The 23,968-nt window shown below is 48.7% G+C and carries 22 protein-coding genes; 13 read left to right on the plus strand and 9 right to left on the minus strand.

Annotated features, from left to right (window positions below):
* Window positions 1-56 precede the first annotated feature (56 nt).
* The 4 genes from ACXAH4_RS01350 to ACXAH4_RS01365 all read left to right on the plus strand — a co-directional run bounded on the left by ACXAH4_RS01350 (window position 57) and on the right by ACXAH4_RS01365 (window position 5,828).
* The gene (locus ACXAH4_RS01350) at window positions 57-1,103 is read left to right on the plus strand and encodes a Gfo/Idh/MocA family oxidoreductase (protein ID WP_474880381.1); all 1,047 of its coding nucleotides are present in this window, start codon (window positions 57-59) and stop codon (window positions 1,101-1,103) included.
* 65 nt (window positions 1,104-1,168) lie between these two features.
* Window positions 1,169-1,954, plus strand: coding sequence for a DeoR/GlpR family DNA-binding transcription regulator (locus tag ACXAH4_RS01355; RefSeq protein ID WP_474880383.1), 786 nt, complete (start codon window positions 1,169-1,171; stop codon window positions 1,952-1,954).
* A 2-nt stretch (window positions 1,955-1,956) separates the two neighbouring features.
* A complete protein-coding gene (gene glmS, locus ACXAH4_RS01360; RefSeq protein ID WP_474880385.1) occupies window positions 1,957-3,789 on the plus strand; it encodes a glutamine--fructose-6-phosphate transaminase (isomerizing) in 1,833 nt (610 codons plus the stop codon).
* A 293-nt stretch (window positions 3,790-4,082) separates the two neighbouring features.
* Complete coding sequence (locus ACXAH4_RS01365; protein ID WP_349590424.1) at window positions 4,083-5,828, plus strand: P-loop ATPase, Sll1717 family; 1,746 nt, start codon at window positions 4,083-4,085, stop codon at window positions 5,826-5,828.
* 22 nt (window positions 5,829-5,850) lie between these two features.
* On the opposite strand, the gene ACXAH4_RS01370 is transcribed toward ACXAH4_RS01365, so the two are convergent.
* Window positions 5,851-6,771: a carbon-nitrogen hydrolase family protein gene (locus ACXAH4_RS01370; protein ID WP_474880387.1), complete on the minus strand. Its 921-nt coding sequence runs from the start codon at window positions 6,769-6,771 to the stop codon at window positions 5,851-5,853.
* 245 nt (window positions 6,772-7,016) lie between these two features.
* On the opposite strand from ACXAH4_RS01370, the gene ACXAH4_RS01375 reads away from it, so the two are divergent.
* Window positions 7,017-8,177, plus strand: a complete 1,161-nt coding sequence (locus ACXAH4_RS01375) for an ROK family protein (RefSeq protein WP_474880389.1) — start codon at window positions 7,017-7,019, stop codon at window positions 8,175-8,177.
* A 22-nt stretch (window positions 8,178-8,199) separates the two neighbouring features.
* Here the strand turns inward: ACXAH4_RS01375 and ACXAH4_RS01380 are convergent, their stop codons facing one another.
* A complete protein-coding gene (locus tag ACXAH4_RS01380) occupies window positions 8,200-9,705 on the minus strand; it encodes a DUF1593 domain-containing protein (RefSeq protein WP_474880390.1) in 1,506 nt (501 codons plus the stop codon).
* A gap of 210 nt (window positions 9,706-9,915) precedes the next feature.
* Here ACXAH4_RS01380 and tatA point away from each other — a divergent pair, with 210 nt between their 5' ends.
* The 5 genes from tatA to ACXAH4_RS01405 all read left to right on the plus strand — a co-directional run bounded on the left by tatA (window position 9,916) and on the right by ACXAH4_RS01405 (window position 13,510).
* Complete coding sequence (tatA, locus tag ACXAH4_RS01385) at window positions 9,916-10,158, plus strand: twin-arginine translocase TatA/TatE family subunit (protein ID WP_474880392.1); 243 nt, start codon at window positions 9,916-9,918, stop codon at window positions 10,156-10,158.
* Window positions 10,151-10,519 (plus strand): Sec-independent protein translocase subunit TatA/TatB, encoded by a 369-nt coding sequence (locus ACXAH4_RS01390; protein ID WP_474880393.1) that lies wholly within the window; start codon window positions 10,151-10,153, stop codon window positions 10,517-10,519. The genes tatA and ACXAH4_RS01390 overlap by 8 nt, the downstream gene beginning before the upstream one ends.
* A complete protein-coding gene (tatC, locus tag ACXAH4_RS01395) occupies window positions 10,512-11,297 on the plus strand; it encodes a twin-arginine translocase subunit TatC (protein WP_474848490.1) in 786 nt (261 codons plus the stop codon). The genes ACXAH4_RS01390 and tatC overlap by 8 nt, the downstream gene beginning before the upstream one ends.
* 159 nt (window positions 11,298-11,456) lie before the next feature.
* Window positions 11,457-12,881, plus strand: a complete 1,425-nt coding sequence (locus ACXAH4_RS01400; protein ID WP_474880395.1) for an alkaline phosphatase PhoX — start codon at window positions 11,457-11,459, stop codon at window positions 12,879-12,881.
* A gap of 77 nt (window positions 12,882-12,958) precedes the next feature.
* Window positions 12,959-13,510, plus strand: a complete 552-nt coding sequence (locus ACXAH4_RS01405) for a hypothetical protein (RefSeq protein WP_474848488.1) — start codon at window positions 12,959-12,961, stop codon at window positions 13,508-13,510.
* 50 nt (window positions 13,511-13,560) lie between these two features.
* On the opposite strand, the gene ACXAH4_RS01410 is transcribed toward ACXAH4_RS01405, so the two are convergent.
* The 4 genes from ACXAH4_RS01410 to ACXAH4_RS01425 all read right to left on the minus strand — a co-directional run bounded on the left by ACXAH4_RS01410 (window position 13,561) and on the right by ACXAH4_RS01425 (window position 17,079).
* Window positions 13,561-14,097, minus strand: a complete 537-nt coding sequence (locus tag ACXAH4_RS01410; protein ID WP_474880396.1) for a pilus assembly FimT family protein — start codon at window positions 14,095-14,097, stop codon at window positions 13,561-13,563.
* 273 nt (window positions 14,098-14,370) lie between these two features.
* A complete protein-coding gene (locus ACXAH4_RS01415; RefSeq protein ID WP_474880398.1) occupies window positions 14,371-15,816 on the minus strand; it encodes a metallophosphoesterase in 1,446 nt (481 codons plus the stop codon).
* Complete coding sequence (locus tag ACXAH4_RS01420) at window positions 15,797-15,997, minus strand: hypothetical protein (protein WP_474880400.1); 201 nt, start codon at window positions 15,995-15,997, stop codon at window positions 15,797-15,799. Before ACXAH4_RS01420 ends, ACXAH4_RS01415 begins: the two co-directional genes overlap by 20 nt.
* Window positions 15,998-16,158: 161 nt before the next feature.
* Window positions 16,159-17,079 (minus strand): helix-turn-helix domain-containing protein, encoded by a 921-nt coding sequence (locus tag ACXAH4_RS01425; RefSeq protein ID WP_474880401.1) that lies wholly within the window; start codon window positions 17,077-17,079, stop codon window positions 16,159-16,161.
* 54 nt (window positions 17,080-17,133) lie between these two features.
* Between ACXAH4_RS01425 and ACXAH4_RS01430 the strand changes: the two genes are divergently transcribed.
* Window positions 17,134-19,392, plus strand: a complete 2,259-nt coding sequence (locus ACXAH4_RS01430; RefSeq protein ID WP_474848480.1) for a TonB-dependent receptor — start codon at window positions 17,134-17,136, stop codon at window positions 19,390-19,392.
* Window positions 19,393-19,468: 76 nt separating this feature from the next.
* On the opposite strand, the gene ACXAH4_RS01435 is transcribed toward ACXAH4_RS01430, so the two are convergent.
* Both ACXAH4_RS01435 and ACXAH4_RS01440 read right to left on the minus strand, forming a co-directional pair.
* On the minus strand, window positions 19,469-20,221 hold the full coding sequence (locus ACXAH4_RS01435) for a TonB-dependent receptor domain-containing protein (protein WP_474880645.1): 753 nt from the start codon (window positions 20,219-20,221) through the stop codon (window positions 19,469-19,471).
* Between the two features lie 22 nt (window positions 20,222-20,243).
* The gene (locus ACXAH4_RS01440; protein WP_474880647.1) at window positions 20,244-20,957 is read right to left on the minus strand and encodes a haloacid dehalogenase type II; all 714 of its coding nucleotides are present in this window, start codon (window positions 20,955-20,957) and stop codon (window positions 20,244-20,246) included.
* A gap of 147 nt (window positions 20,958-21,104) precedes the next feature.
* Here ACXAH4_RS01440 and ACXAH4_RS01445 point away from each other — a divergent pair, with 147 nt between their 5' ends.
* A complete protein-coding gene (locus tag ACXAH4_RS01445) occupies window positions 21,105-21,980 on the plus strand; it encodes a LysR family transcriptional regulator (RefSeq protein WP_474880403.1) in 876 nt (291 codons plus the stop codon).
* 67 nt (window positions 21,981-22,047) lie between these two features.
* Window positions 22,048-23,169, plus strand: coding sequence for a UDP-galactopyranose mutase (glf, locus tag ACXAH4_RS01450; RefSeq protein ID WP_474841890.1), 1,122 nt, complete (start codon window positions 22,048-22,050; stop codon window positions 23,167-23,169).
* 122 nt (window positions 23,170-23,291) lie between these two features.
* Here glf and ACXAH4_RS01455 read toward each other — a convergent pair whose 3' ends face one another.
* Window positions 23,292-23,903 (minus strand): Yip1 family protein, encoded by a 612-nt coding sequence (locus ACXAH4_RS01455; protein ID WP_474841888.1) that lies wholly within the window; start codon window positions 23,901-23,903, stop codon window positions 23,292-23,294.
* Window positions 23,904-23,968: the final 65 nt, after the last annotated feature.

The following is a 23,968-nucleotide window of genomic DNA, read 5'->3' on the forward strand; positions in this document are numbered from 1 at the left end:
TGGCTTCGGGCTGATTAAGGTAAGGTGCTTCCACTGACAGATTCACAGGACTTTTCATGATCCGCACTCTTCTGGTGGGCTTCGGTTTTTCCGCCACTACATTTCATCTCCCTTTTTTAAATCAGTTATCTGAATTTACCGTAAGCGGCGTAGTGTCATCCCGTCCGGACGACGTTGCTGCCGTGTTACCGGGCGTGCCGGTGTATGCCTCAATGGGAAAGGCGTTCGCTGATCAGCGCTTTGACCTCGCTGTCATCACCACACCGAATACCTATCACGAAGTGCAAAGCCGGCAGGCGCTGATGAACGACTGTCATGTGCTAGTAGAAAAGCCATTTACCTTGTCCGGTGATGAAGCTGAAGCGCTGGTTGCACTGGCAGCGCAGAAACAGAAAAAACTCTGCGTATTTCATAACCGCCGTTTTGACGGTGACTTTCTTACGCTGAAAAAACTGATCAGCGACGGCAGTGTGGGCGACGTTAAGCGCCTGGTTTCCCGGTTTGACCGGTTCCGCCCGCAACCACGGGACCGCTGGCGGGAAAACGCCGGCCCGGGTGCAGGCATCTTCTGGGACTTAGGTCCGCATCTTATCGACCAGGCGCTGCAACTGTTCGGTGTGCCGGAACAGATCCACGGTGTTGTTCAGATTGCCCGTGAAGGCGGACAAAGTGACGACAGTTTCGACCTCACTCTGTTTTACAACAACTTGACTGTACAGTTGGGCAGTTCGCCATTTCAGGCCAACCGTACCTTACGTTTTGAATTACAGGGTACGGAAGGAAGTTTCCGGAAATTCGGGCTGGATCCTCAGGAAGATCAGTTAAAGCAAGGGCTCACTTTCGACAACGGGCAATGGGCCCGTGAGCCGGAAGAGGCGTTTGGTGAACTGGCTACGGCGCAGGGTGCGAATATTGTTCCTACACTTGCCGGTGAATATGTCACTTTCTACCGCCAGTTGGGTGAAGCTGTCAGTAACGGTGCCAAATTGCCTGCAGACGGGGAAACGGTCATACCGGTGATCAAACTTATTGAACTGGCCATCGAAAGTGCGGAAACGGGCAAAGTCATGCCTGTATACGTAAATATGAAAGAAAATAACTAAAATATCTTGCAAACCGAAACTTTAACTGCTTTATTGGTTTCAAGTCGTAATTTATAAGTTTCGAAATGCAAAAGCGAAATACCCGCCAACGACGCGATGAAATCGTTGAATGGGTGAATCAGGCCGGCCATGTTCATGTGGATGAGATGGCTGCCAGGTTCAATACCTCACAGGTAACTATCCGTAAAGATCTTGCCGTGCTTGCCGGCGGGAAGCGAGTGCTGCGTGAATTTGGCGGTGCTGCGCCTTTTCCGTCTTCCGGGGCGGATACAGGATCTGACAGCGAAAACTCAGCCACGCCGGCTTCAGCGAAAACAGCCATTGGTTTTAAAGCTGCTTCGCTCGTGACAGACGGCGCGAAAGTGATCCTCGACAGCGGTAACACGACCGCTTCTGTCGTGCCTTTTCTTAACCACAAAAAGCTGGTTGTCATGACCAATTCTTTGCGTGCTGCCAACGCATTAACGATCGCAGATAACGAACCCACCGTACTCATGACCGGCGGAACGTGGGATGCACACTCGCAGGCGTTTCAGGGCAATATGGCGGAGAAAATGATCAGTGCCTACAGCTTTGATTTGGCCTTCATCGGTGCGTCCGGGCTGGATGTCGAAAGAGGCAGTACCACGTTTAACGAACTGACCGGGCTTTCCAAAGCCATGGCCGGTGTTGCGGCAAAAGTCGTGGTACTGGCTGAGTCAGAGAAATTTACCTTCCGCATGCCTAACCTTGAACTGGCGTGGGAAGACATTGATGTACTCATAACCGATGAGCACATCAGCGAACCAATTAAACAACAAATTGAACAGCAGGGCGTCACCGTAATGATTGCCCCGGCAAACGGAGAATAACCATGTGTGGAATAGTCGGCGCTGTAGCAGAGCGTAATGTAGTCGAAATCTTACTGGAAGGCTTAAAGCGCCTTGAGTACCGTGGTTATGATTCCGCCGGTGTGGCGTTATTACAATCAGGCGGTGAACTTACCCGCATCCGTCGTACCGGCAAGGTACAGGAACTGGCAGATGCTGTGGCGAACGGTGAAGCGCTGGGTTCTACCGGTATCGCGCATACCCGCTGGGCAACCCATGGCGGCGTAACTGAGCGTAATGCGCACCCTCATTGCTCCGGAGAGCGTATCTCCGTTGTCCACAACGGCATCATTGAAAACTACGAAGCCTTGCGTGAATCACTGAAAGCGCAAGGTTATACCTTCACCAGTGACACCGACACAGAAACCATTGCACACACGGTACATGCTGAAATGCAAAAAGGCGTGAGCCTGCTTGAAGCAGTACAAAACAGTGTGAAGCAGTTCCACGGTGCTTACGGTACGGTAATTATGGACAGTGAAGACCCGTCACGGGTAGTTGTGGCACGCTCCGGCAGCCCGCTGGTGATTGGTCTTGGCCTGGGGGAAAATTTCATTGCCTCAGACCAGATGGCTTTGCTGCCGGTGACTCGCCGCTTTATCTTCCTTGAGGAAGGTGATGTCGCTGAAATTACCCGTCGGGAAGTCAGCATTTTTGACGTTAACGGCAATCCGGTTGAGCGTGAAGTTATTGAATCTAATATCGAACACGATGCAGGTGATAAAGCGGGTTACCGTCATTACATGCTCAAAGAGATCCATGAGCAGCCAACGGTTGTGCGTAACACGCTGCAACAGCGGGTGGACGAAAAAGGACTGTTACCGGACATTTTCGGCAACGGTGCCGATGAGATTTTCTCAAAGGTTAAACACGTTCAGATCATCGCCTGTGGTACCAGTTATCATGCCGGTATGACTGCCCGCTACTGGCTGGAACAGTACGCGAATGTGTCTTGTGGTATCGAAATCGCTTCAGAATTCCGTTACCGCAAATCGGTAGTACATGAAAACAGCCTGCTGGTGACTATTTCCCAGTCCGGTGAAACCGCCGACACGCTTGCCGCACTGCGCCTGGCCAAAGATCTGGGCTACATGGCCAGCCTGACCATTTGTAACGTACCCGGCTCATCGCTGGTACGGGAATCCGATCTTGCCTTTATGACCCGTGCAGGCGCAGAAATTGGCGTTGCCTCAACCAAGGCTTTCACGACTCAGCTTACTGCTTTTCTCATGCTCACACTGGCACTGGGTAAGCACAACGGCATGTCAGGCAAAGATCATGGCAGCATCGTCAGTGCCCTTCACAGTTTGCCAGCCAAGCTGGAAGAAACTCTGGCGATCACAAAAGGTATTGAAGATTTAGCGGAAGAGTTTGCCGACAAGAACCATTCATTATTCCTGGGACGTGGCGACCAGTATCCCATCGCAATGGAAGGCGCGTTGAAGCTGAAAGAGATTTCCTATATTCACGCCGAAGCCTACGCCTCAGGTGAACTGAAACACGGCCCGCTGGCACTGATTGACGAGGAAATGCCTGTCATCGTGGTAGCGCCTAACAATGAGCTGCTGGAAAAACTGAAATCCAACGTGGAAGAAGTGCGTGCCCGCGGCGGTATCATGTACGTGTTCGCTGATAAAGATGCACACTTTGCCAGCGACGAAACCATGCGGGTAATCAACGTTCCCCACTGCGAAGCCCCCATCGCACCTATCGTCTACACCCTGCCTTTGCAGCTGCTTTCTTACTATGTAGCACTGATCAAAGGCACCGACGTGGACCAGCCCCGTAACCTGGCGAAGTCGGTGACAGTGGAGTAGAGGATCAGGAAAATGCAAAAATCTCTAATTTAGACAAATATAGAAAATAGTTTTATATCCGGAAGCAGGTCTTGAATTGAAGACCTGCTTTTTTTTACGGAAAAACAAAGTGAAATAGCTAGCTGTCCTCTAATACTAGTGAACTTTGCCGGCGTGAGTTTAGTTTTAGCTGTGTTTCATTGCCTTCCACGTATATACAAAGAGCTGATATTTGATCATTTCATTAACAGGATGTAGTCTAAAATTTAATCTATTTTGATTTGATGACAGTTGTTTATGACAAGGACGTTGATATGAACAAAGAACGATTCAGATATGCGACAACTTCTATTGAAAATAATATAAAAGTAAGGCTCAGAGATGAAGTTCTTACGTCAGAAAAGCCGATTGGCGGTTCGGTGCTCGAGCTACACGGGAATCAGGATAAAGAGCTTTATCAATACTTATTTGATGGCCATTCGAGATTTATTTACGAACAGAAGGGAGAGCGTCCTTCAATCATTGTAGGGCGAAAAGGAGCTGGAAAAACAACTTATTTGAATAATTTATCTTTTAAAAGTGGTGTGACAGCTCTACCTATCAGACAGTGGCAAGCTATTGGCGAAGTCCAGCAAATTATATCAAACCTGTTGGATAACGGCATTGATATAAGAGCTGAAAGAGCATCATATATCTGGCAATGGATCTTTCTCTCCGCCGTCATTCTAAAGTGTGGTGAAACCCTATTTTCCGATAAAACTCTTAAAGACTTCTACCAACTACTCCCAGTTAAAGAATTTAAAGACATTGGTATTTCTGCTGTTACTTCTTTTGCAAAGAATAAGCTTTCGAAGCTCGTAACGAATAATTTGGGCGCGGAACACGCAGAATTGTCGTCTGTAGCATGGTTACTGGAAGATAAAACACAGGCAATTGATGATTTAGAAATGAAGCTCTCGAATACTCTGGGAGAGCATAATCTGACAGCTATTATTCTCTTTGATAATGAAGAAGATGTCTTAGATGACATTAATATTGAGAACGCTCCAAACCTGCAGATTGCTAAGGCAATCGCGATTAAGGGTCTTCTAAATTTAGCTGGAAGGATAAATGAAGGCGCGATAAATGTACAGCTTAGATACTGCATTCCTGCTGAACAGTTCTTCGCGTTTAAGGAGTTGGCAAAGAACCCCGTTAAAGATTTCGGTCGCTTACATCTACTACATTGGACTGTAGGGGAACTACTTTCTTTAGTTGCGCATCGCTTTTTACTTCACTTGCATGTTTGGAAAGACGAGAAGCCAATTCTGGGTGGGCCATACGACGAGTTAATACAGTTTCCAATTTACACCCGGAAGGGGGCTTTGGAATTTTTCGACAAAATTTTACCTACTAAAATAAAGAACGGCAGGGGTCTTGAAGAAAGTACTAAAGCTTATTTCTTAAGACACTTTCAAGTTCTGCCAAGACAAATTGTCGACGTATTTAACGAAATTCTAGCTATGTCGATAAGAAACAATAAATCTATTACTAACCTGGATGCACAGATTGTTCTCGGAGCGGTAAGACGTAAAGAAGCTCTGATGGCCGAAGAAATTATTGTCGCCTACAGTAAAATGTTTCCTGAAGCCTCCTCTATAAGGAAAAAGGTATTGCCTAATATTCCCCTGCTTTTTACGTATAAGGATTTACGAAAATTTTATGACAGCAGGGAGTTTCTAAACACCGGCAAGTCAGTTCTGCAGGGTATGAAAGGAGAAGTCGAAGTATCTCCTGACAGATTTGAGAGATGTTTATTAGAGACCGGAATTATAGGAAGAGTTATAAGTAAACCTTCAGGAAATGATATCGGCTATATAAACGCAGAGTTTGAGTACTCCATGCCCGGTAGTCTGGATTTGTGCGAGAATGATGAATTAGTCATTCATCCGGTATTTTCCGGGCAGAGGAAAGCAACAGCATGGGACGCTATCGGAAAAAACATCATAGGCGTTTATCCCCACGATGCAGATCCTGATTTATCCGCTGATAGAGAATTATTGCGGTGCTTTTTCGTGTAACTGGTTGCCTGATTAGTGCTTCTTACCCAGAGTATACCACCGACCTTTTCTCAGATTCATCAACCTGCAGGCTGAACACATCTGGTCTGGCGTAATGGCCGTTTACGTCGAAGTCGTAGCGGGCGCGTTTTAAATCTTCAAGGTCAATGTCTGCGGTGATGAGACCTTCTTCGTTTTTAAGTGGCCCTGCAAGAATGTCGCCCATGGGGCTGACAATAACACTGCCGCCGGCAATTAACGGGCGTTGTGCGTCCCAGTTTTCTACCTTGATGCCTAATGCGTCCGGAGACGGTTGCACCTGACAGGCACTGACCAGAAACATTCTGCCTTCGTGAGCGATATGGCGCATGGAACATTGCCAGATCTCCCGCTCGTCCACGGTGGGCGCACACCAGATATCGACACCTTTGCCATAAAGTGCCATACGAAGCAGGGGCATGTGATTTTCCCAGCAGATAGCACCGGATATCCGCCCGGCTGAGGTATTGATGGCGGGCAGGGTGGAGCCGTCTCCCTGTCCCCAAATCAGACGTTCAGTGCCGGTGGGCATGAGTTTGCGGTGCTTTGCTGCCAGGCCATCTTCCGGCGTGAAATACAGGGAGGAACAGTAAAGCGTCGAACCTTGCTTTTCGATAACGCCAATGACCAGGTTCGTATTCAGGCGCGCTGCCAAATCTGCCAGTTCACGGGTTTCCGGTCCCGGGACGGCGATGGCTTCATCAAAATACTGCTTAAAGGATTCTCTGCCTTCCGGTAAACGGTAGCCAAGACGGGTTCCGAAGATTTCTCCTTTAGGATAGCCACCCAGCAAAGCCTCGGGCATCACCACTAAATCGGTTTGTGCTTCTTCAATAGCGTTTTCAAAACTGAGGATGGCCTCCAATGTCGCCTGAGTGTCCTGTGGTTTAGTGCCAATTTGCAAAGCCGATATACGCTTTTTCATGGAATTCCTTTACGGTGTTGAACAGAGTTTCTGCCGGTTTGTGTGATATGAATCATAGTACGCCGCTTATCGGGAAAACATACACAGATGCTCAGCGCCATCGTAGATCAGATGAACTGAATGTGAATTTCCGGTTTTGAAAAGCGGCGGATAAGGTATTCTAGGCCTACGCAGGTTTTTCGCCTGTTGCGTGGCTTGTGAAAACGGCCTTATTTTAACTATAGACACTATCGAAATATCAGCTTTTGAACGGAAAAAATAAAGTCGTCACACTACTTCGTCAACAACCATACTCGCGGGTAGCGCTGGCGCAGGCTACCGGTTTGGGTAAACCGGCGTTGACTAAAGTAACCAGAATGCTGGCTGAAGTGGGCCTTATTCGTGAGAACCCGGGGGCTGACACTGACTCCTCAGATCGTACAGGCAGGCCGGCAACAGAGTTGGCACTGAATGAGGGACATTACTTTAGTGCTGCTATGTACGTTTCGATCGAAGGTGTAAGTGCTTACTTGCAGGATGTTTCAGGCAAAGTTCACCGTTCTTTGAATCAGCCATGGCAGGTATCATTCAAACAAGGAAACCTGTTTTCCCCGTCCGTATTTTCCGCAAAGCTGCAGGCGCTGGTTGGTTCACTATGCGCCGGCCATGGTATTGAAGTAAATGTACTTAAATCGGTATGTATTGCTACTCAGGGTAAAATAGCGCAGCACACCGGCATTATTTATCAGTCACAATTACTTGATGAACAAAACGTGCCGCTGGCATCCATGTTAAAAAATGCGCTGGGTGTGCCTGTACATTTGTATAACATTGCCTGGTGCTCGACATTCTGTTTCAACGCCTTTAATCAGTTTGAAGAAAGCTATATAGCATTGCTTCTGGGTTATGGTCTGGGCACCGGTATTTGCGTTGATGGCAGATTAATTGCCGGACCGGATGGCCTTGCTCCGGAAGTGAGCCATCTGACTTACGATAAACACGGCCCTGTGTGCTATTGCGGCGCCCGTGGTTGTGCTGAGCAGTACGTCACCTACAACGCGATTTTCGGGCAGGCTGAACAAGCCGGTATTACGCTGGAAGGCGCAACGCCAGTTGAAAAGCTGCACCATATCAGTGAACTACTCAATGCAGGCAATCCGGCTGTGCAGGCCATCATTAATCAGGCAGGGGATGTCCTCGGGCACATTGCCGTGCAGCTAATGGCCATGCTTGATGTGCGGCACATCTACTTAAACGGTGAAACGGCCATTCTGCACGAGTACCTGGGGGCCGCCATCAAAGAAGCGCTTGAGCGTCATGGCAGTACCCAGGCCATTGCATCCCGCCTTTCAATTACTTACGAGCCGGATACTGGCGTTGCCACGCGGGGCTTACTGGAATTGACCAACCGCAGCTTCTCCGTTTAGCTGCGGCCACGTTGCAGAATTATTATTCTCTGGTTTTAATAATGATCCGCCGGTAGCTGGTCAGTGCCGGTGTGCCGTTATCTGTTACTGCGAGAATAACGTGAGCTTCACCGCCGTTATCACAGGGTACCGGCGTATCGTGCCACATCTCTCTGCATGCTTTAGTCACGGTAACTTCGCTTTTGCTGCCGGTATTTTTCAGTGAAAGTGCCGCCAGCGCCGGAGTGCCCGGCATGCCGCTGTAGCCTGCTTCTTCGTAATGGAACCAGTGCCAGGACAGTTTATTTCCGTCAGGATCTTCTGTGGCAGAAGCGTCCAGAACCAGCGTCTCCCCCTGTTTAACATCAGCGTAAACCACCTCTGTGCCTGTGCTTCCGTTAACCGATACGACGGGATGGTGGTTTGCTTCCTCATAGGGCTTGATAGTCCAGTCCATGCGGGCCGCAAAATCATGCTGAAACTGCTCACGCCAGCGCCAGATGGTCGCATGATCAGAGACTACAGTTTCACCGTCTTTGCCTGTGACCGTATCGGCAGACGTGACACGGGGGAACCAGTCACCGCCCTGAGTCCAGATTGAATGCGTTTCTCCGTACGGCTGACGGTAAACATAGCGTCCTCCCCAGCCGCCCCAGGACGGGCTGCGGAAACTGTTCAGTCCGTTAGCGGTTAATCCCAAAAAGGCCGGAGTGTCACCTTCCATAATGAATGCATATCTCAGGTAATGCTTGCCCAGCGGGCCTTTTTTACGGATATTTTCTTCCAGCCACTCATTCGATACGGTGGTGAAGTCAGCACCCTTGCCGTTTTGATAATATTCATCACCGGCGATGCCTGTCCAGGTGGCGTAAGCATATTCACCGCCGTCGGGAGACGAAGGCTTTACGATATAGCTGACATCAGGAAAGTGCTTGCGGATCCACGGCCCGGCATCATCCTGATCAGAAATAGAATAAACGCGAAGCTTCTTCTCAAATGCTTTAAGTTCAGCCTCTGAGCGGTTCGCTTTCACATCCATCAGTGCCTGTGCCAGCGTATTTGCGCCACCCCACACTGTTACCCAAACCGGCCGTGGATCGTTTTTATCGACGGCGGCAATCAGCGCTTCAGAACCCGGGGAAGATTGCCCTTTGCCTGTACTGGCCATGCCGTAGCCCGGCTGGCCCACATTCACCAGACTTTGCAGATACGCTGCTTCCGGCCAGCCGTCAGCATGTTTCATCAGGTTGCTGCGTACTTCGCCGTAAGCGGAAATAATACCGGCTATGGTGTCTGTTTCCCGCTTTTCTTTCTGCCAGGTAGACGTAGTTGCAATCAGGCCTTCAAGGTCCAGTTCATTGGAATAGGTCAGCAGGCGCACCATGGACATCTGATCGTCCGGCTCGTTGCCCATATCAGTGAAAACAAACACTCTGGGCTTGCCGGTAAATTCATCCACCGGCGGCGGTGTGTTACTGAGTGCATGAGAGCTCGCAAAAACCAGCAGCGCCAGACTGCTTTTCGATACAACAGAAGTAAACCGTTTCAATGACAGGATCCTTATTTATCACAACACTGGAAATGTGATAAATAAGTTAATTTACTTGGTGAATTAATTCAATGAAGAATGTGAGCTAGTCAGTAAGAGTTGTCCTGAATTAGCTAAATATCCGGTCTCATCATATCTTCATCATTTCGTCACGTGGCAGTCACAGTTCCCGGACAGCATGGACTTTTACACTGACAAAGGAGACGGGTAATGGGATTGAATCTGTGGCAGATTTTACTGGTACTGCTAATCGTAGTACTACTGTTCGGTCGTGGCCGTATTCCTGCCCTGATGGGCGATATTGCCTCCGGTATCCGCAGTTTCAAACAGGGTTTGCAGGACGAAGAACAAAAGCTGGATGTAACAGCACCTGCCGATCAGACAGAGTCTGAATCCGCACAGTCCAATCGTGTACCAGAGCAACCGGTGAAAGCCGGCCAACCCCATGCTTGATCTTAGCTGGACTGAGCTTTTTTTCGTGGGTGTGCTGGCCCTCATTATCATCGGCCCCAAAGATTTACCTGAGCTGTTTCAAATTTTCGGACGCTTTACCGCAAAGCTGAAGCGCATGTACGCTGGCATGCAGGGCAGCATGAACCAGCTTACGAAAGAAGTGAATATTGTGAACGGCAAAGCGCAACCGGGTGACGAAAGCTGGAAAGCGTTTTTGCCTGAAGATATAAGAAATCTGCCGGCAGATTTTACGCCGGGCTCAATGTCTGCAGAGCAACATACTGAGCGCCGGAACAAAATTGACGAGGCGCGCAAGCAGGCTGATGAAGCGCGTAAGGCGAAGGAGCAGCGCAATGAATGACGAACAGATCAATAAGTCCACTGCGCCTTTACTTACTCACCTTATTGAGCTTCGTACCCGCCTGCTTTACTGCCTGGCGTTTTTTATGGTGATGTTCGGCGCCGGCTACTATTTCTCTGCTGACATATACCATTTCCTGCAACAGCCATTGCTTCAGCAATTCGGTGAAGGCAGTGAACGGCGAATGATTTATACCGGCTTGCAGGAGGCATTCTTTACTTACCTGAAGCTGGCATTTTTTACTGCTCTGTTTTTCTCGGTGCCGCTTATTCTGATCCAGGTCTGGCGCTTTCTTGCTCCGGGTATGTATCAGCACGAAAGAAAAAGTTTTTTGCCGCTGTTTATTATGACCCCGGTTTTGTTTATTACCGGCGCTGCGCTTGCGTTTTATGTAGTGATGCCGATGGCATGGCAGTTTTTTATGAGTTTCGAAACCGCAGGCGGCAATGAGGCCATCAGAGTCGAACTGGAAGCAAAAGTCAGTGAATATCTGTCGCTGGTGATTAAGCTCATTCTGGCATTCGGACTGAGTTTTGAGCTACCTGTATTTCTGCTTATCCTGGCTAAAACCGGCATGGTAACGGCTGAAACACTAAGACACTACCGGCGCCACGCTATTGTGCTGATATTCCTTGTCGCTGCTTTTATTACACCACCTGATTTAATTTCCCAGATAGCACTGGGTACGCCCATCGTGTTGCTTTATGAAGTATCTGTTTACCTTGTTGCTATGACAGAGCGGCGGGCACAGGCGGCGCAGGAAGCTGCTGAAATATAAATTAAAAAAATCTGTCACGAACATGTAGCCTGCCCGTCAAGAAAATGGCGTCTGAGTGTCATTTTTGCTCCGTAGATTGGTTCCCGGCAAGACCGGATGTTGTCCCCTTTCAGAGGTCGGGGTTCCTACTTCTAAAACCAATCGAACAGGTGCAATAAAATGTCTAAAGAAACAACCGGGATGATTCTGTCCGAAGCGACGGTTAACCGTCGTGATTTTGTAAAAGGCGGTTCTGTTGTTGCTGCCAGTACAGCACTGGCATCACTGTCTGCCAAGGCTGCGACTCTGCCATTTTCTTCTTCTTACGGCCCACTGAGCATGAAAGCCTGTAAAGCAACAGGTCTGGAGTTGCTGGCTTTACCGGATGGCTTTGAATATACCTCTTACGGCTGGACAGGTCAGATCCAGTCTGACCGTAACCCGACACCAACCGACCATGACGGTATGGCAGTGGTTGCTGCAAAGCAAAATATCGTATGTCTGGTGCGTAACCATGAGTTAAGCGAGGGCGAAGGCCACAAGTGTGACCCTGTGGGCGGCCGTGGTATCTATAATCCGGCGCAATATGGCGGTACTACCAACCTGATGTTTGATGTAGTAAATGGTAAGTTCCTGTCTTCCTACAACAGCCTTGGCGGCACAATCCGTAACTGTGCTGGTGGCTCCACACCATGGGGTTCGTGGTTATCCTGTGAAGAGACCTTCCAGGTTGCTCAGGGCATTTATCACGGCTACATCTTCGAAGTTCCGGGTTTTGGTGTATCAGACGGTCAGCCAATCCGTGAGATGGGTCGCTTTACCCACGAAGCTGTGGCAGTGGACCCTGCAACAAGCTTTGTCTACATGACAGAAGACACGGGCACTTCGGCATTTTATAAATTCGAACCTGCAGGCCAGTGGGGTGATCTGAAATCAGGCGGTACGCTTTACGCAATGGTGCTGGATAACACACCACGTGTTGATCTGCGTGGCGGACTGGTTGAAGGCTCAACCTACAACGTAAGCTGGCAGGAAATCCCTGATCCGGACGCATTCAGTGAGTCCTGTTTCAGTCAGGCCAGTGACGCGGCCATCATTCTCCGCGGTGAAGGTTGCTGGTATGACGACGGTAAAATCTACTTCGTTTCTACTTCAGGTGGCGCAGCCGGTCTGGGACAAATTTTCTGTTTCGACCCCCGTCGTCAGCAACTCACGGTTGTTTTTGAATCTATCAGCACGTCAGAAGTCGATGGTCCTGACAATATTGCTGTCAGTCCCCGTGGCAGCATCCTGATGTGTGAAGACGGTGGCTCTGATCCCAAGCGTCTGGTGGGCTTAACACAAAGCGGCGAAACCTTCACGTTCTGTGAAAACCGCATGGAGCTGGATCAGGGTGATCTTGCTGTTATTGACAACATTTACCCCGGCGTTTCAGCCAACTTTACCGACAGCGTGGGTACCAGCACAGATGGTTCTGCCCGCCGCAGCTTTACCAGTCGTGAGTGGTGTGGTGCATGTTTCTATGGCCGCTGGTTATTCGTGAATATCCAGTCTCCGGGTGTCACGTTCGCGATTACCGGCCCGTGGGAAAACGGCGCACTGTAAGCCGGAATAAACATAGAAATTTAATAAAACAATACGGGGGCACGTTGCTGCCCCTTTTCAGACTCTAAGGAATAAACATGAAAGCACTGGTCTTTTTAGCATCAATGTTACTCGCTGTTCAGGCGAATGCAGCCATTATGAACCTGAGCATTCCGGGTACGGCAAGCGGCTCTCTGAGTGACGAAAGCGGTTGGTTAAACGGTGATACTTCAGCAATTGATTTTTACACGTTCGAATTATCTGCTGACACTGAATTGAGCTTTTCACTGGATACACTTCTTACATCAATGGGCATGAGCCTGTATTCAGGCGAACTGGCGACGGATCCCGGTTTCCTGTTTGACAATGCAGGTGACTTCTCTGATTTCTGGGGTAGCAGCTTAACGTATATCACTGGTACCGACGCTTTCGTACCTGCGGCAGGGACTAATGACCTCGATGCGGGATTACTTACAAGTGGCTGGTACACGCTGGCTGTAGGTGGGAATGAAGGTTTCAGCTTTGGTTCATTCAGTTACACGCTGAATGCAGACGCAGTGACCACCACTGTTTCAGAGCCGTCCACGTTTGTGGTTGCACTGATGATGCTGGCAGGATTGTGCTGGACACGCCGTCAAGGTCGCAACTAAACGCGGCTTTCAATAAATTCAAAGGGGCGCCCGGCGCCTCTTTTTTAATTCTAACACCCTGATACATCAACAATAATTTCAGGTGGCTGGTAAGTGTTAACAAAAGTTTCGTAGGAAACATAGCAGGCCGTGGCAACCACTTCGTTATGCCCCACACCCTGGTTAATTTTACTGCGAACGGTGATGTAAATTTCACGGGTGAGATCGCCGCTGGCAGACTGGCCGTTGAAATTATCGGCCCAGGTAAAATCATCGGCACCAAAACTCATCAGTTCCATGATTTCCGGAATGCCGTCACTGTCACCGAAAGAAAGCGCCAGCGGATAGCCTTTATCAAAATAAACGCCGTCAAAATCAAAACCATTATTAAATCCGCCATTTCTTTTGGCGATGATGGCTTTAGTGTGAGCAATGTTCGCGGTGGATTTCAGTGCGCCGGCAAGGGTATTAATAACAGCAGCATTGGCTTCAGATGACAGGTTCACAAAGCGCGGCAATGCCGTGACCGATAATACGCCAAGCATAATGATGACGATGATCAGTTCAATAAGCGTGAATCCGGATTGTCTGGATACCTGATAACGCATTGGCCTGCCCGATTTCTTACCTGTTCAGTCGATAATTTAAATACACCGTAATACTACTTGTTTATGGTAGAGCAGAATCCGGCGTATAGGGTTATCTGTAAATATACCTATGCACGTTGCCTTTAAGCCGCTGAGACCAGGTTTTTCCAGCTAAGTGCTTCATGCTTATAACGGCATGCGTGCGGGAAATATAAGGATAACTTTATTTTTTGCACCTGGCGAAATCCGGCAATACAAGGTAGCCGGATTGAATCGTAAGTGGTAAGCGTTTACTTACTCAATCGAGAACTCATCAAATAATGTCACTTCAGAATCCAAATCACTAGGGTCAAACACATAGCTTTTCACTGTGCCCGTGCTGGTATCAAGGACAGAGAATACCGACAGCACATTGCTGGCAACAAAAGGCAAATTCGGATAGCTGTCATTTTCCATGCTCATGGGACTGAACTGCGTAGGGAAGCTCATTACACGCCCCTGTGGATCACCGTTAGGCGGATAATTTGTTTCTGACCAGCGCGGATTGGCTGAATAAACATCTTCCCAGAAATCAGCTGTAGCCGGACGCCGGTTTGCCGTGTAAGTGCCGGTGGTATCATCGTAATATGCACCGTAGCTGTTACCCACATTAGAGCTTTCCAGGTAGTGCAGATCTTCTACCTGCGCGCGGTTCCACAAATGAGAATGGCCGATGTGCACCAGGTCTACACCGTTTTCAAGGAGCAGGGGTTCAATATCGTTCAGCCACACATCACCGGTAAGCGGATACTGGTAACGAATTTCCGTCGCGCTTTCCAGTGACGGCGCGATGGTGTCAGTCCATGTGGCCGGCTCAATGGGGAAGGTGTATTCAGCGACAGATTCACCTCCACTGCCATTGTCCTGTACAACCTGCAGCACCGGCTGTGCAAGCACCGGAACGGTGTTGTCACCCAGTCCGAAAACGCCCTGGTGCGCCATCACCACCTTGTACTTAGCATTTTGAAATGCTTCAGTCTGCATAACATCCGTCAGCCAGGTGTATTGCTCTGACTCAGCATCGAAACGCTCAAACAAAAATTCACCAAATCCCCACTGTGTCGGGTCGGTGTAGTTTTCTGCGTTTTCAACAAATTTGGTTTTGTTGTTCGGGGTAACACTCCACGAACGCCAGATACGGGAGACATTCATAGAAATCAGGAACACGTCTCCAAAAGATACCGCGAAGTATTCTTCGCCACGGGGGCCATCATTGGGGAAGGAAAAGATATCCAGAAAGCTCATCTGGTTGTGAGAGTGATCGGCGATCCACTGTGCTTTAACCGTTTCATCGTCAGACGGGTTAACGTCGGCTTTAACCTGTTCATAGGCGACTTCTGCAAACCATGCCGGTTGAGGATCACCAAAGCCGCCGTTCAGAGAGTAGCTTTCTTCATCTGGCGTATAACGGCCCATGACCTCATGGTTGCCAATAGTACCGAACACCGGTGCATGCTGGAGAATTTCACCGCCATTGTAGGGAAAGCCAGGCATGTATTGCTGGTAGTGTCCCTGCAGGGCCGGGAAGAATGCAGGCGCATTGTCTTTGACCTGATCGAACCATTCTGAAGCGCGGTCGGGTGCATTCACAAAATCACCGGCAAAGAATACTGCGTCTGGCGTGCCAACGGTTTCCACTACCTTCTGATAGTTTGCGACAACGTTCTTTTTCGACTGCAAATCAGAAGTCAGCAGAATCATTAACGCTGGAAGCAGTGGGTAATTGTAAAAACGGGTCTGTGAGCATTTTATGCTCAGGGTTCACGGGAACCGGCACTTCTACTTCAACGGGAACTTCAATTTCAACCGTTTCATCGTCACCACAAGCGGTAAGAGTAAGCAGGAGCCCGAGGGTGCCCGCGACGCGTAACTTCCACAACATGGATACATTCCTTTTGAACGAATTGAGAGAAAAATAGATGGAGTACTGCGCAAACCAGCGTTACAGGATTGAGTGACGTTAGTGAGATATTTTTATTACAGTGGCGTGATGTGTTTGGAATTTTTTATTCTTTGTGGCGGAAAATCTCTGATAAGCACGGTTTAAGATGATAGCTCCGTATCATGCAAATTCCGCTGCTTCCATTGAGAAGGTGCGCATCCTACTACACGGGTAAATGCCGCAGAAAATTTACTTGGATTGCTGTAACCAACCATACCTGCAACATGCGTCACACAATATCCCTGCAGCAGATACCTTTTGGCTTCCTGCATCTTATTCAGCAGAATATATTTGTATGGCGTTGTGCCGGTGCTTCTTTCGATTGCACGGGAGAATTGCCTGGTTCCCATTCCTAAAAGGCCGGCCAGTTCGTCTGTCTTAATTTCCTGTTCAATCTGCGTTTGAATGTAATCAGACAGACAGCTCAATTGCCGGCGACTTAGTCTTGATACCGGTTGTTGCTGTGTAAGGTTGTCAGAGAGGGCTGCAATACGTCGCAAGATAACGGATATGCCTTCTTGCAAAAATGATGTGCAAGGATCTTGCTGCTCAGCACATTCCCACATCGCCAGCGCTACCGTAAGGATTAATTCATCTTCAAGTACAGTAGATTGGTAGCAGTTATTTGCTGGCTGGCAAACATTACAAAACTTCTCAGTATCAATGGCAATGCCCAGCATATTCACATCAGGCGATGAGAATTCACCGTTTTCGTGAGGAGCAGTGATCAAAATACTCCTTTTCTTCCAGCGCCACGATCGATTTCCATATTTGACGATACCACCATCAGACAAGCAAACCCCGATTTTGAGATGTCTTCCCGCAACCATTTTTCCTGCAGTTGCAGGGAAGTGTGAGCGAACGAGTACAGCGCTCTCACAGGCCAGACTCATTATAGCCGGTTGTGCAGTGCTACTTTTCAGGCTGTCGACAATAGGGTTTCCGTTATCCATCTGTTTCACCTGGTAAAAATAATAAAAATACCAAAATGGAGTGGTGGGACATTTTGGAGCGGTATTCATTCAGCGGGTTTTTAAACTACGTCACTTTGCAATCAGTAAGGGAATATCTTCAGTATGTTTGAAAAGAGACGGTTAACAAAAACGCTATATGTATCTTCTGGTCTCGGGCTGGCTTTCATTTCTGTCGCAGCGATGTCCAGCGAGTATGCAATATCTGCCAGTAAAGATGAACCTGAACGTATAGAAAAACAGCATAAAGACGCGGTGGGTTCTGATGGCGGAGATGCTATTGAGAAAATTGTCGTTAAGGGGACGAAGCGGGGGACGGAGCTGTTAAAAGCCGATGTTTCGGTAACGGTTATCAATTCAAAAATGATTGATGAAGCGAGAATACGTGATTTTACCCGGATAGATGAACTTGTTCCCAACGTGCAATTTAACGAGTCCGGGCAGACTGGCAGTATTTACATAACGATTCGCGGCGTTGAGTCCAATCCGTTTGTTGTTAACAGAGCCGCGGTGTACATAGATGGCATTCCTTTTCGTGAGCTAAGTAACTCAGTACTTAGTCAGGTTGACTCCATCGAGGTGCTTCGCGGTCCGCAAGGAACGCTTTACGGTGCAAATTCAGAGTCAGGTCTCATCTTAGTTACCACAAAAACACCTTCGGAAGTCATGGAGCAGAACTACCGGGTATCGGCTTCAAGTTACGCCTCTGGCCAGGGCTACGTGGGAACCGGATTCGCCGGCGGACCACTGAATCAAAACTCACTTAGTGGCTCCCTGGCGTTCAGTACATCGATGGAGGATGCCTACGTAAAGAATGCGGGAACGTCCACGGGCGAAAGCGGTGAAATTAAGGAGAACTTCGTTCAGGGTAAACTCCAATGGACGCCAACAGACGCACTTACCGTTAACGCTACGTCTTATTGGCTTGATGAAGATGCGCCGGGTCTGTTCGTACAGCAATATGTGCCGCTAAATATCAATCTGTACAATCAGTTGTATGCAGATACGATGAACGGCGGGCGCCAGATTGATAAGTGGACGGCGTTAGAAGATGCGCCCAAATATACCAATTCGGAAGAATTTGTTGCCGGTATGAGTGTGACCTACGAAACTGAAGTTGGCACTATTGATCTGGCGGCTTCTTATCGTACTCTGGAAGAAGACTCCAAAGGGCTGGATTTTGATCTTACTGCCACGCCGTATGTGTCCGGGCGTGAAGAGAAAAGTGAAGACTACAAAAACATAGAACTGCGCTACAGTTCGCCTGAAAATAGCGTGTTCGATTATATTGTTGGTGTTTCCTACTATGCGGAAAGCGAAGAAAACACCAAGTCGACATTTATGGGGAGTGGCGATCTTGATAGCTATCTGGCCGCTCCTCTACAGTACAAAGAAGGTGAAGACAAAAGTCTCTTTGGGTCATTGAACTGGTATGTAACTGATAAGCTTAAATTTGGCGCAGGGTTGCGTTACGAGCATGCAGAAAGATCTGCGGTACAAACCGCCGGCGCGCTGGATTTAGGTCTTGGAGCCATTACCTACTATCAGGATGCGGACCTTTCGAACACCTTTGAAAACTGGCTGCCACGCATCAGCGCTTTATACCAATTTAATCGCAACCTGTCTTTTCATGCGTCAGTTTCAAAGGGCTATATTCCGGGCGGATTCAACCTTACTGCCATACAGGACGATGTGGTAGATGACAGCATATTGTTTTATGACAGTGAAACGCTGCTCAGTAGAGAAGTCGGTTTCAAGTGGATGTCCGCAGACAGAAAGTGGCGCTCTTCCGGCGCACTATTTTTTATAGAATCAGATAACTGGCAGGAGATTCAGGTCGCTACCGACGCGAATGGTCGCCCTGTCAGCTCTGATTATATCGGCTCCGCCGCATCAGTAGAAAGCAAAGGCGCTGAACTAGAACTGGTCTGGCGACCTGCAGACTCGCTCTCTATAAATAGCCACTTCGGAATTGTGGACGCTGAATACACCGATCTTCAGATTAGTGAGTCACTGAATGCTGCAGGACTGGCGGTTCAGTTTGTTCCCGACTATGATGCCGGAGTGGCTGTCCGGTATGAATTGGATGAGAACTTTTATGTCAGAGCTGAAGCTAACTTTACCGGGAAGACCGCGCTGCGGGCAAAAGGCGATGCCGTCCAGCGGGCAGTCTCGACGCTGGGACTACAGCTAGGGTACGACGGTGGACAGACTGCTATCAGAGTGTTTGGCGAAAATCTGACAGACGAGCGAATTGCCAGCGGGCTTGCCATAGAAAATATGGCTTTTGGCACCGACGGATTGTTTTACAGTCCGCTTGACGCGCCGCGTATCATCGGTGTTGAAGTGGAAGTTTGGTTGTAGCGTTCTGTGAATTTACGGGAATAAAAAGCCGGGCAATGCCCGGCTAACAGTTTCAGGGAAGAAACACGCAGTAAACTTAGAAGTTACCCCGCAGGCCGAGAGAGACGCGGCGACCGGAGAACTCATACATGGTCGGGAAGGCCGGGTCCATGGTGTAACCTTTGGTGGCTTCGTCGGTAATGTTGATGCCTTCCAGTGTCACTTTAAACGTTTCGTTGATGCGGTAGCCTAAAGACACATCGTACTGGCCGTAGGCATCGCGGTATACCGGATACATGTCACGCTCGATATATTCCACGTACTTGTCTTTGTAGTTGTAAGACACGCGGGCATCAAATACGTCGTCTTCGTAGTAGAACGTCACGTTATAGGTTTCGTCAGCCAGCCCTTCCGGCGGCGTAGGAATACCTAAATCAGAAGCGCCTGTTAATGAGTTATCCAGTGTTGTGTAGTTTGCATTCACACCAAATCCGTCGAGCACGTCATGGAAACGGGCGAAAGGCACCTGAACGATAAATTCCAGACCCACTTCCCACTGATCGGCATAAGTAGGCTTAAGATCCGGGTTACCGTCGCGGTATTTAAACTCATTTAAGCTCACGGTACGTTTGTAAGCGATGTCAGTCAGTGCAGGGCGGATGAAGGTTTCTGACGCAGCAGCACGGAACAATAACTCATCGGTAATATCCAGCGTGAAGTTCACGCTTGGCAGGGTTTCTTTGTAATTACCGGATTTGGAGACTGGCGCAGAGGTATAGCCGGTTGAGCCATCGGCGTTGATGAAGATTGGAGAATCAGGCCGAAGGTTCGTGGTGAGCCTGGGCCTGATGTTTTAAGCGTGTTGTTTCTGATTACCGGCCGTACTGCTTGTCGAGAATACCTGTTAATTCGCGCAGATCGTTAACCACATAATCGGGCTCCTGAGCCAGAGGATACATGGCTTTACCCGGACGGGTTACAAAAGCGGCCTGCATACCTGCAGCTTTTGCTCCGGCAATATCCCAGCCGTGAGCCGCTACCATCAGGGCATCTTCCGGTTTAACACCCAGTTGCTTCAGTGCCCAGGCATAGGCGCGGAGATCAGGCTTGTAAATCTGAATATCTTCAATGCTGTAACGGGCATCAAAAAAGTCTGTCAGGCCGGCGTTTTCAAACTGGGTTTTCACACCGTAGTTGGACGAGTTGGTTAAACTGACAATCTTATAGCCCCGTGCTTTTAAATCCGTCAGCCCTGATTTTACGTCCGGGTGCGGTGGCAAACTGAGCAGTGGCGTCACAATGCTTGTTTTGGCTTCTTCTTCCGTGATGTCTATGCCATTGGTTTCTGCCACCATCATTAATGCTGCCACGCCAATTTTCCCGAAGTCCTGATATTCCCCTGACACGGTTGATACCAGTGAGTGGTGCAACATGGTTGAGAACCACAGGGGAAGCAATGATTGCTGACCATTGAGGGCTTCGCCTACTGATTCACGCATTGCTTCCATATCCAGAAGGGTTTCGTTAACGTCAAAAATGATTACTTTGGGTTGTGATGGCATGGTGTCAGCCTCCGCATTGTTCATAACCGTTACCAGTAAGGCGACGGCAATAAAAAGAATATGTCTCAATGTAAGTTGTTCCTACGATGGTGGTGTACATAACGATTCTATTGTTTTAATTTCTTAAAAGAAGCCCTGTAAATCGAAACCTGTGTTTAAGATATTTAAAGTATGTATAGCCTGAATGAACTTGAAACCTTCATCGCCATTGTGGAAAACAAGGGGATTCACGCTGCTGCGTCTGTACAGCAAGTGTCACCTGCCACGGTGAGCCTGCGGTTGAGTAAACTTGAAAAGGCACTATCCACGGTGCTGGTCTTTCGTGACAGCAGAAAGTTTGCTTTGTCGCCGGCAGGTGAGGTGTTTTACCAACGTGTGGGAGACATTCTGGAAGCATTGCGGGATGCGGAATATCAGATTGGTGCGAGGGGCTCGTCTGTCAGTGGCATTCTGCGGGTTACCATGCCGCCCTGGGTATTTTCAAAATTTGTGATGCCAAAACTTATGGAATTTGAGCAGGCGTATCCGGATCTTAAGCTGGATTTTCTGATCAACGACCAGTTCGTCAATGTGGTTGAAGATAAGCAGGATGTTGCCATCAGGGTAGGCAAACTGGCTGACTCGGGCTTATTAGCGAGGAAACTGGCAAATAATTCCCGTTTGTTGTGCGCTGCACCTGAATATCTGGCCAGGGCCGGCCATCCCCGCAGTATTGATGATTTGGCGGCGCATCGCTGGGTTGTACTTCCCTGGCAGCGCCAGTTGAAAATACAGGAAGGCGAACACAGCCGGACGTTGAACGTGAACGCGCGGTTTACTGTGTCGAACTCCGACAACATGACGCAGGCTGTGCTGGCCGGTCACGGTTTGGGGATCAAATCTTATATTGCGGTTAAAGATGAATTAGCCCGCGGGCAGCTGGTGGAAGTATTACCGGAAGCACTGGCAGATAACGACGCGCCGGTATGGTTTCTCAAGCCGCAGAACAGCTTAACCACACGCAAAACCGAAGCCTTTTATGATTTTATGAAAGGGCTGTTTGCCTGATAGCGCAGCCTTTTCAACAACTTTGGGTATATACTGTTAACGGATATACAAAACAGCGGATTGTCTGATGACAAAACAACAATATGATTATCTGATCGTCGGTGCGGGCCTGTTCGGTGCCGTGTTTGCCAGAGAAGCGCGCCTTGCCGGAAAGTCCGTTCTGATCATTGATAAGCGTGATCACAAAGGCGGTAATATTTATTGTGAAAACGTGGCAGGCATCAACGTGCACAAGTACGGCGCACATATCTTTCACACCAGTAATCAGCGGGTATGGGATTATGTGAATCAGTTTGTCAGCTTCAACCGCTATGTAAATTCTCCTGTCGCGAATTACCGCAACAAGCTTTATAACCTGCCATTTAATATGAATACCTTTTACCAGTTGTGGGGAGTCACTACCCCTGCAGAGGCAAAGGCAAAAATTGAAGAGCAACGTGCCCCTTACCGTCAAACTGAGCCCCAAAATCTGGAAGAGCAGGCGTTATATCTCGGTGGCAAAGATTTGTACGAAACACTCATTAAAGGCTATACGGAAAAGCAATGGGGGCGACCGGCGACGCAGATCCCGTCCTTCATCATTAAACGTTTGCCATTCCGGTTTACTTTCGACAATAACTACTTTGACGACCTTTATCAGGGGATCCCTCATGGTGGCTACAACGCGCTGATTGACGGGCTGCTCGAAGGCATAGAAGTGAGAACCGGTGTGAACTTCTTTGAAAATCGTGAGGATTGGGAAGCGCTGGCCGGTAAAGTGCTCTACACCGGTAAAATTGATGAATTTTTTGATAAGTGCTTAGGGGAGCTGGAATACCGCAGCCTGCATTTTGAAACCGAAGTACTGGACTGCGAGAATTATCAGGGTAACGCGGTAATTAACTACACCGAAGCTGAAGTGCCCTGGACACGCATTATTGAACATAAGCATTTTGAATTCGGTAAACAGGAAAAAACCGTGATAACGCGGGAGTTCCCACATGAATTCAGCAAAGATAACGAACCTTACTACCCCATCAATGATGCCAGAAATAACGCCATGCTGGCAGAATACAAAGCGCTGGCGGCAAAGCCTGAAAATGCAGCTAAGTACCTCTTCGGCGGGCGGCTGGCAGACTACAGATACTACGATATGGATGATACCGTAGAAGCCGCGCTGGCACTGACTGACCAGATGTTCGGCGGGTAGAAAATAGTTGCCGCAAAAGGTGAAACTGCCCCCGGAGCCGGAAACAAAAAAAGCGGGCCCGGGCCCGCAGTAACAGAGGAATGAAACTATTGTTCAATCCGTGATGAATAATGCACTTAATGCTAGTGGAAGAAGTACCACATAATGCTGTGCTCCGAGCCCATGCTCCACAGAGCAACGGCCACTATCATTAATGCTTCCAGCACCAGCACACCCATGCAGAGCGTCGACGTGGAAAGGATGAAGCCCTCTTTATGGCTGATACCCAGGAAGCTTGGTGTACCTGCATAAAGCAGATAAGCCGTGTACACCAGGCCCGCTGCCACTGCTGTTACGCAAAGCCAGAACACAGGGTAAATAGCAAACACGCCGCTCATGAATAACGGGGTTGCTGTGTAGCCGGCAAATACGATGCATTCTGCCCGTGACGGGCGTTCAGGGAATCGTCTTGCCATCCAGTGAATAATACTGCCAACCGCAGCTACGGCTAATAAAATCAATGCATAGAATGCGGCGCCCAGCACCAGTCCGCTGGCGACAGAAACCTGAAAGACTTCCTCACCGCCAAAAGTCCAGCCAAACTGTGTGGTGCCGATGAAGGAACAAACCACGGGGATAAGCGCGTACCAAAGTACATGGTGGGTATATAAATGGCTAACCGTTTCATGTTCTTCATTAATGGAACGCCATTCTTTATCGGGATGATGGATCAGTCCCCATATGTGATTGCTCATAGTCAACACTCCTGCTGGTCAAAGAACGTACACTCTTAGTATTAACATAAAATAAACATATGGCT

The organism is Alteromonas sp. ABV2_168, assembly GCF_056161165.1.

What these genes read in the sequence shown, in the direction of transcription:
- tatA (WP_474880392.1), top strand. Translation starts at nt 9,916, where the DNA reads ATGGGATTGAATCTGTGGCAGATTTTACTGGTACTGCTAATCGTAGTA.
- ACXAH4_RS01425 (WP_474880401.1), bottom strand. Translation starts at nt 17,079, where the DNA reads ATGAATACCGCTCCAAAATGTCCCACCACTCCATTTTGGTATTTTTAT.
- ACXAH4_RS01365 (WP_349590424.1), top strand. Translation starts at nt 4,083, where the DNA reads ATGAACAAAGAACGATTCAGATATGCGACAACTTCTATTGAAAATAAT.
- ACXAH4_RS01370 (WP_474880387.1), bottom strand. Translation starts at nt 6,771, where the DNA reads ATGAAAAAGCGTATATCGGCTTTGCAAATTGGCACTAAACCACAGGAC.
- ACXAH4_RS01440 (WP_474880647.1), bottom strand. Translation starts at nt 20,957, where the DNA reads ATGAACAATGCGGAGGCTGACACCATGCCATCACAACCCAAAGTAATC.
- ACXAH4_RS01420 (WP_474880400.1), bottom strand. Translation starts at nt 15,997, where the DNA reads ATGTTGTGGAAGTTACGCGTCGCGGGCACCCTCGGGCTCCTGCTTACT.
- glf (WP_474841890.1), top strand. Translation starts at nt 22,048, where the DNA reads ATGACAAAACAACAATATGATTATCTGATCGTCGGTGCGGGCCTGTTC.
- tatC (WP_474848490.1), top strand. Translation starts at nt 10,512, where the DNA reads ATGAATGACGAACAGATCAATAAGTCCACTGCGCCTTTACTTACTCAC.
- ACXAH4_RS01445 (WP_474880403.1), top strand. Translation starts at nt 21,105, where the DNA reads ATGTATAGCCTGAATGAACTTGAAACCTTCATCGCCATTGTGGAAAAC.
- ACXAH4_RS01405 (WP_474848488.1), top strand. Translation starts at nt 12,959, where the DNA reads ATGAAAGCACTGGTCTTTTTAGCATCAATGTTACTCGCTGTTCAGGCG.
- ACXAH4_RS01390 (WP_474880393.1), top strand. Translation starts at nt 10,151, where the DNA reads ATGCTTGATCTTAGCTGGACTGAGCTTTTTTTCGTGGGTGTGCTGGCC.
- ACXAH4_RS01415 (WP_474880398.1), bottom strand. Translation starts at nt 15,816, where the DNA reads ATGATTCTGCTGACTTCTGATTTGCAGTCGAAAAAGAACGTTGTCGCA.
- glmS (WP_474880385.1), top strand. Translation starts at nt 1,957, where the DNA reads ATGTGTGGAATAGTCGGCGCTGTAGCAGAGCGTAATGTAGTCGAAATC.
- ACXAH4_RS01400 (WP_474880395.1), top strand. Translation starts at nt 11,457, where the DNA reads ATGTCTAAAGAAACAACCGGGATGATTCTGTCCGAAGCGACGGTTAAC.
- ACXAH4_RS01455 (WP_474841888.1), bottom strand. Translation starts at nt 23,903, where the DNA reads ATGAGCAATCACATATGGGGACTGATCCATCATCCCGATAAAGAATGG.
- ACXAH4_RS01430 (WP_474848480.1), top strand. Translation starts at nt 17,134, where the DNA reads ATGTTTGAAAAGAGACGGTTAACAAAAACGCTATATGTATCTTCTGGT.
- ACXAH4_RS01350 (WP_474880381.1), top strand. Translation starts at nt 57, where the DNA reads ATGATCCGCACTCTTCTGGTGGGCTTCGGTTTTTCCGCCACTACATTT.
- ACXAH4_RS01355 (WP_474880383.1), top strand. Translation starts at nt 1,169, where the DNA reads ATGCAAAAGCGAAATACCCGCCAACGACGCGATGAAATCGTTGAATGG.
- ACXAH4_RS01410 (WP_474880396.1), bottom strand. Translation starts at nt 14,097, where the DNA reads ATGCGTTATCAGGTATCCAGACAATCCGGATTCACGCTTATTGAACTG.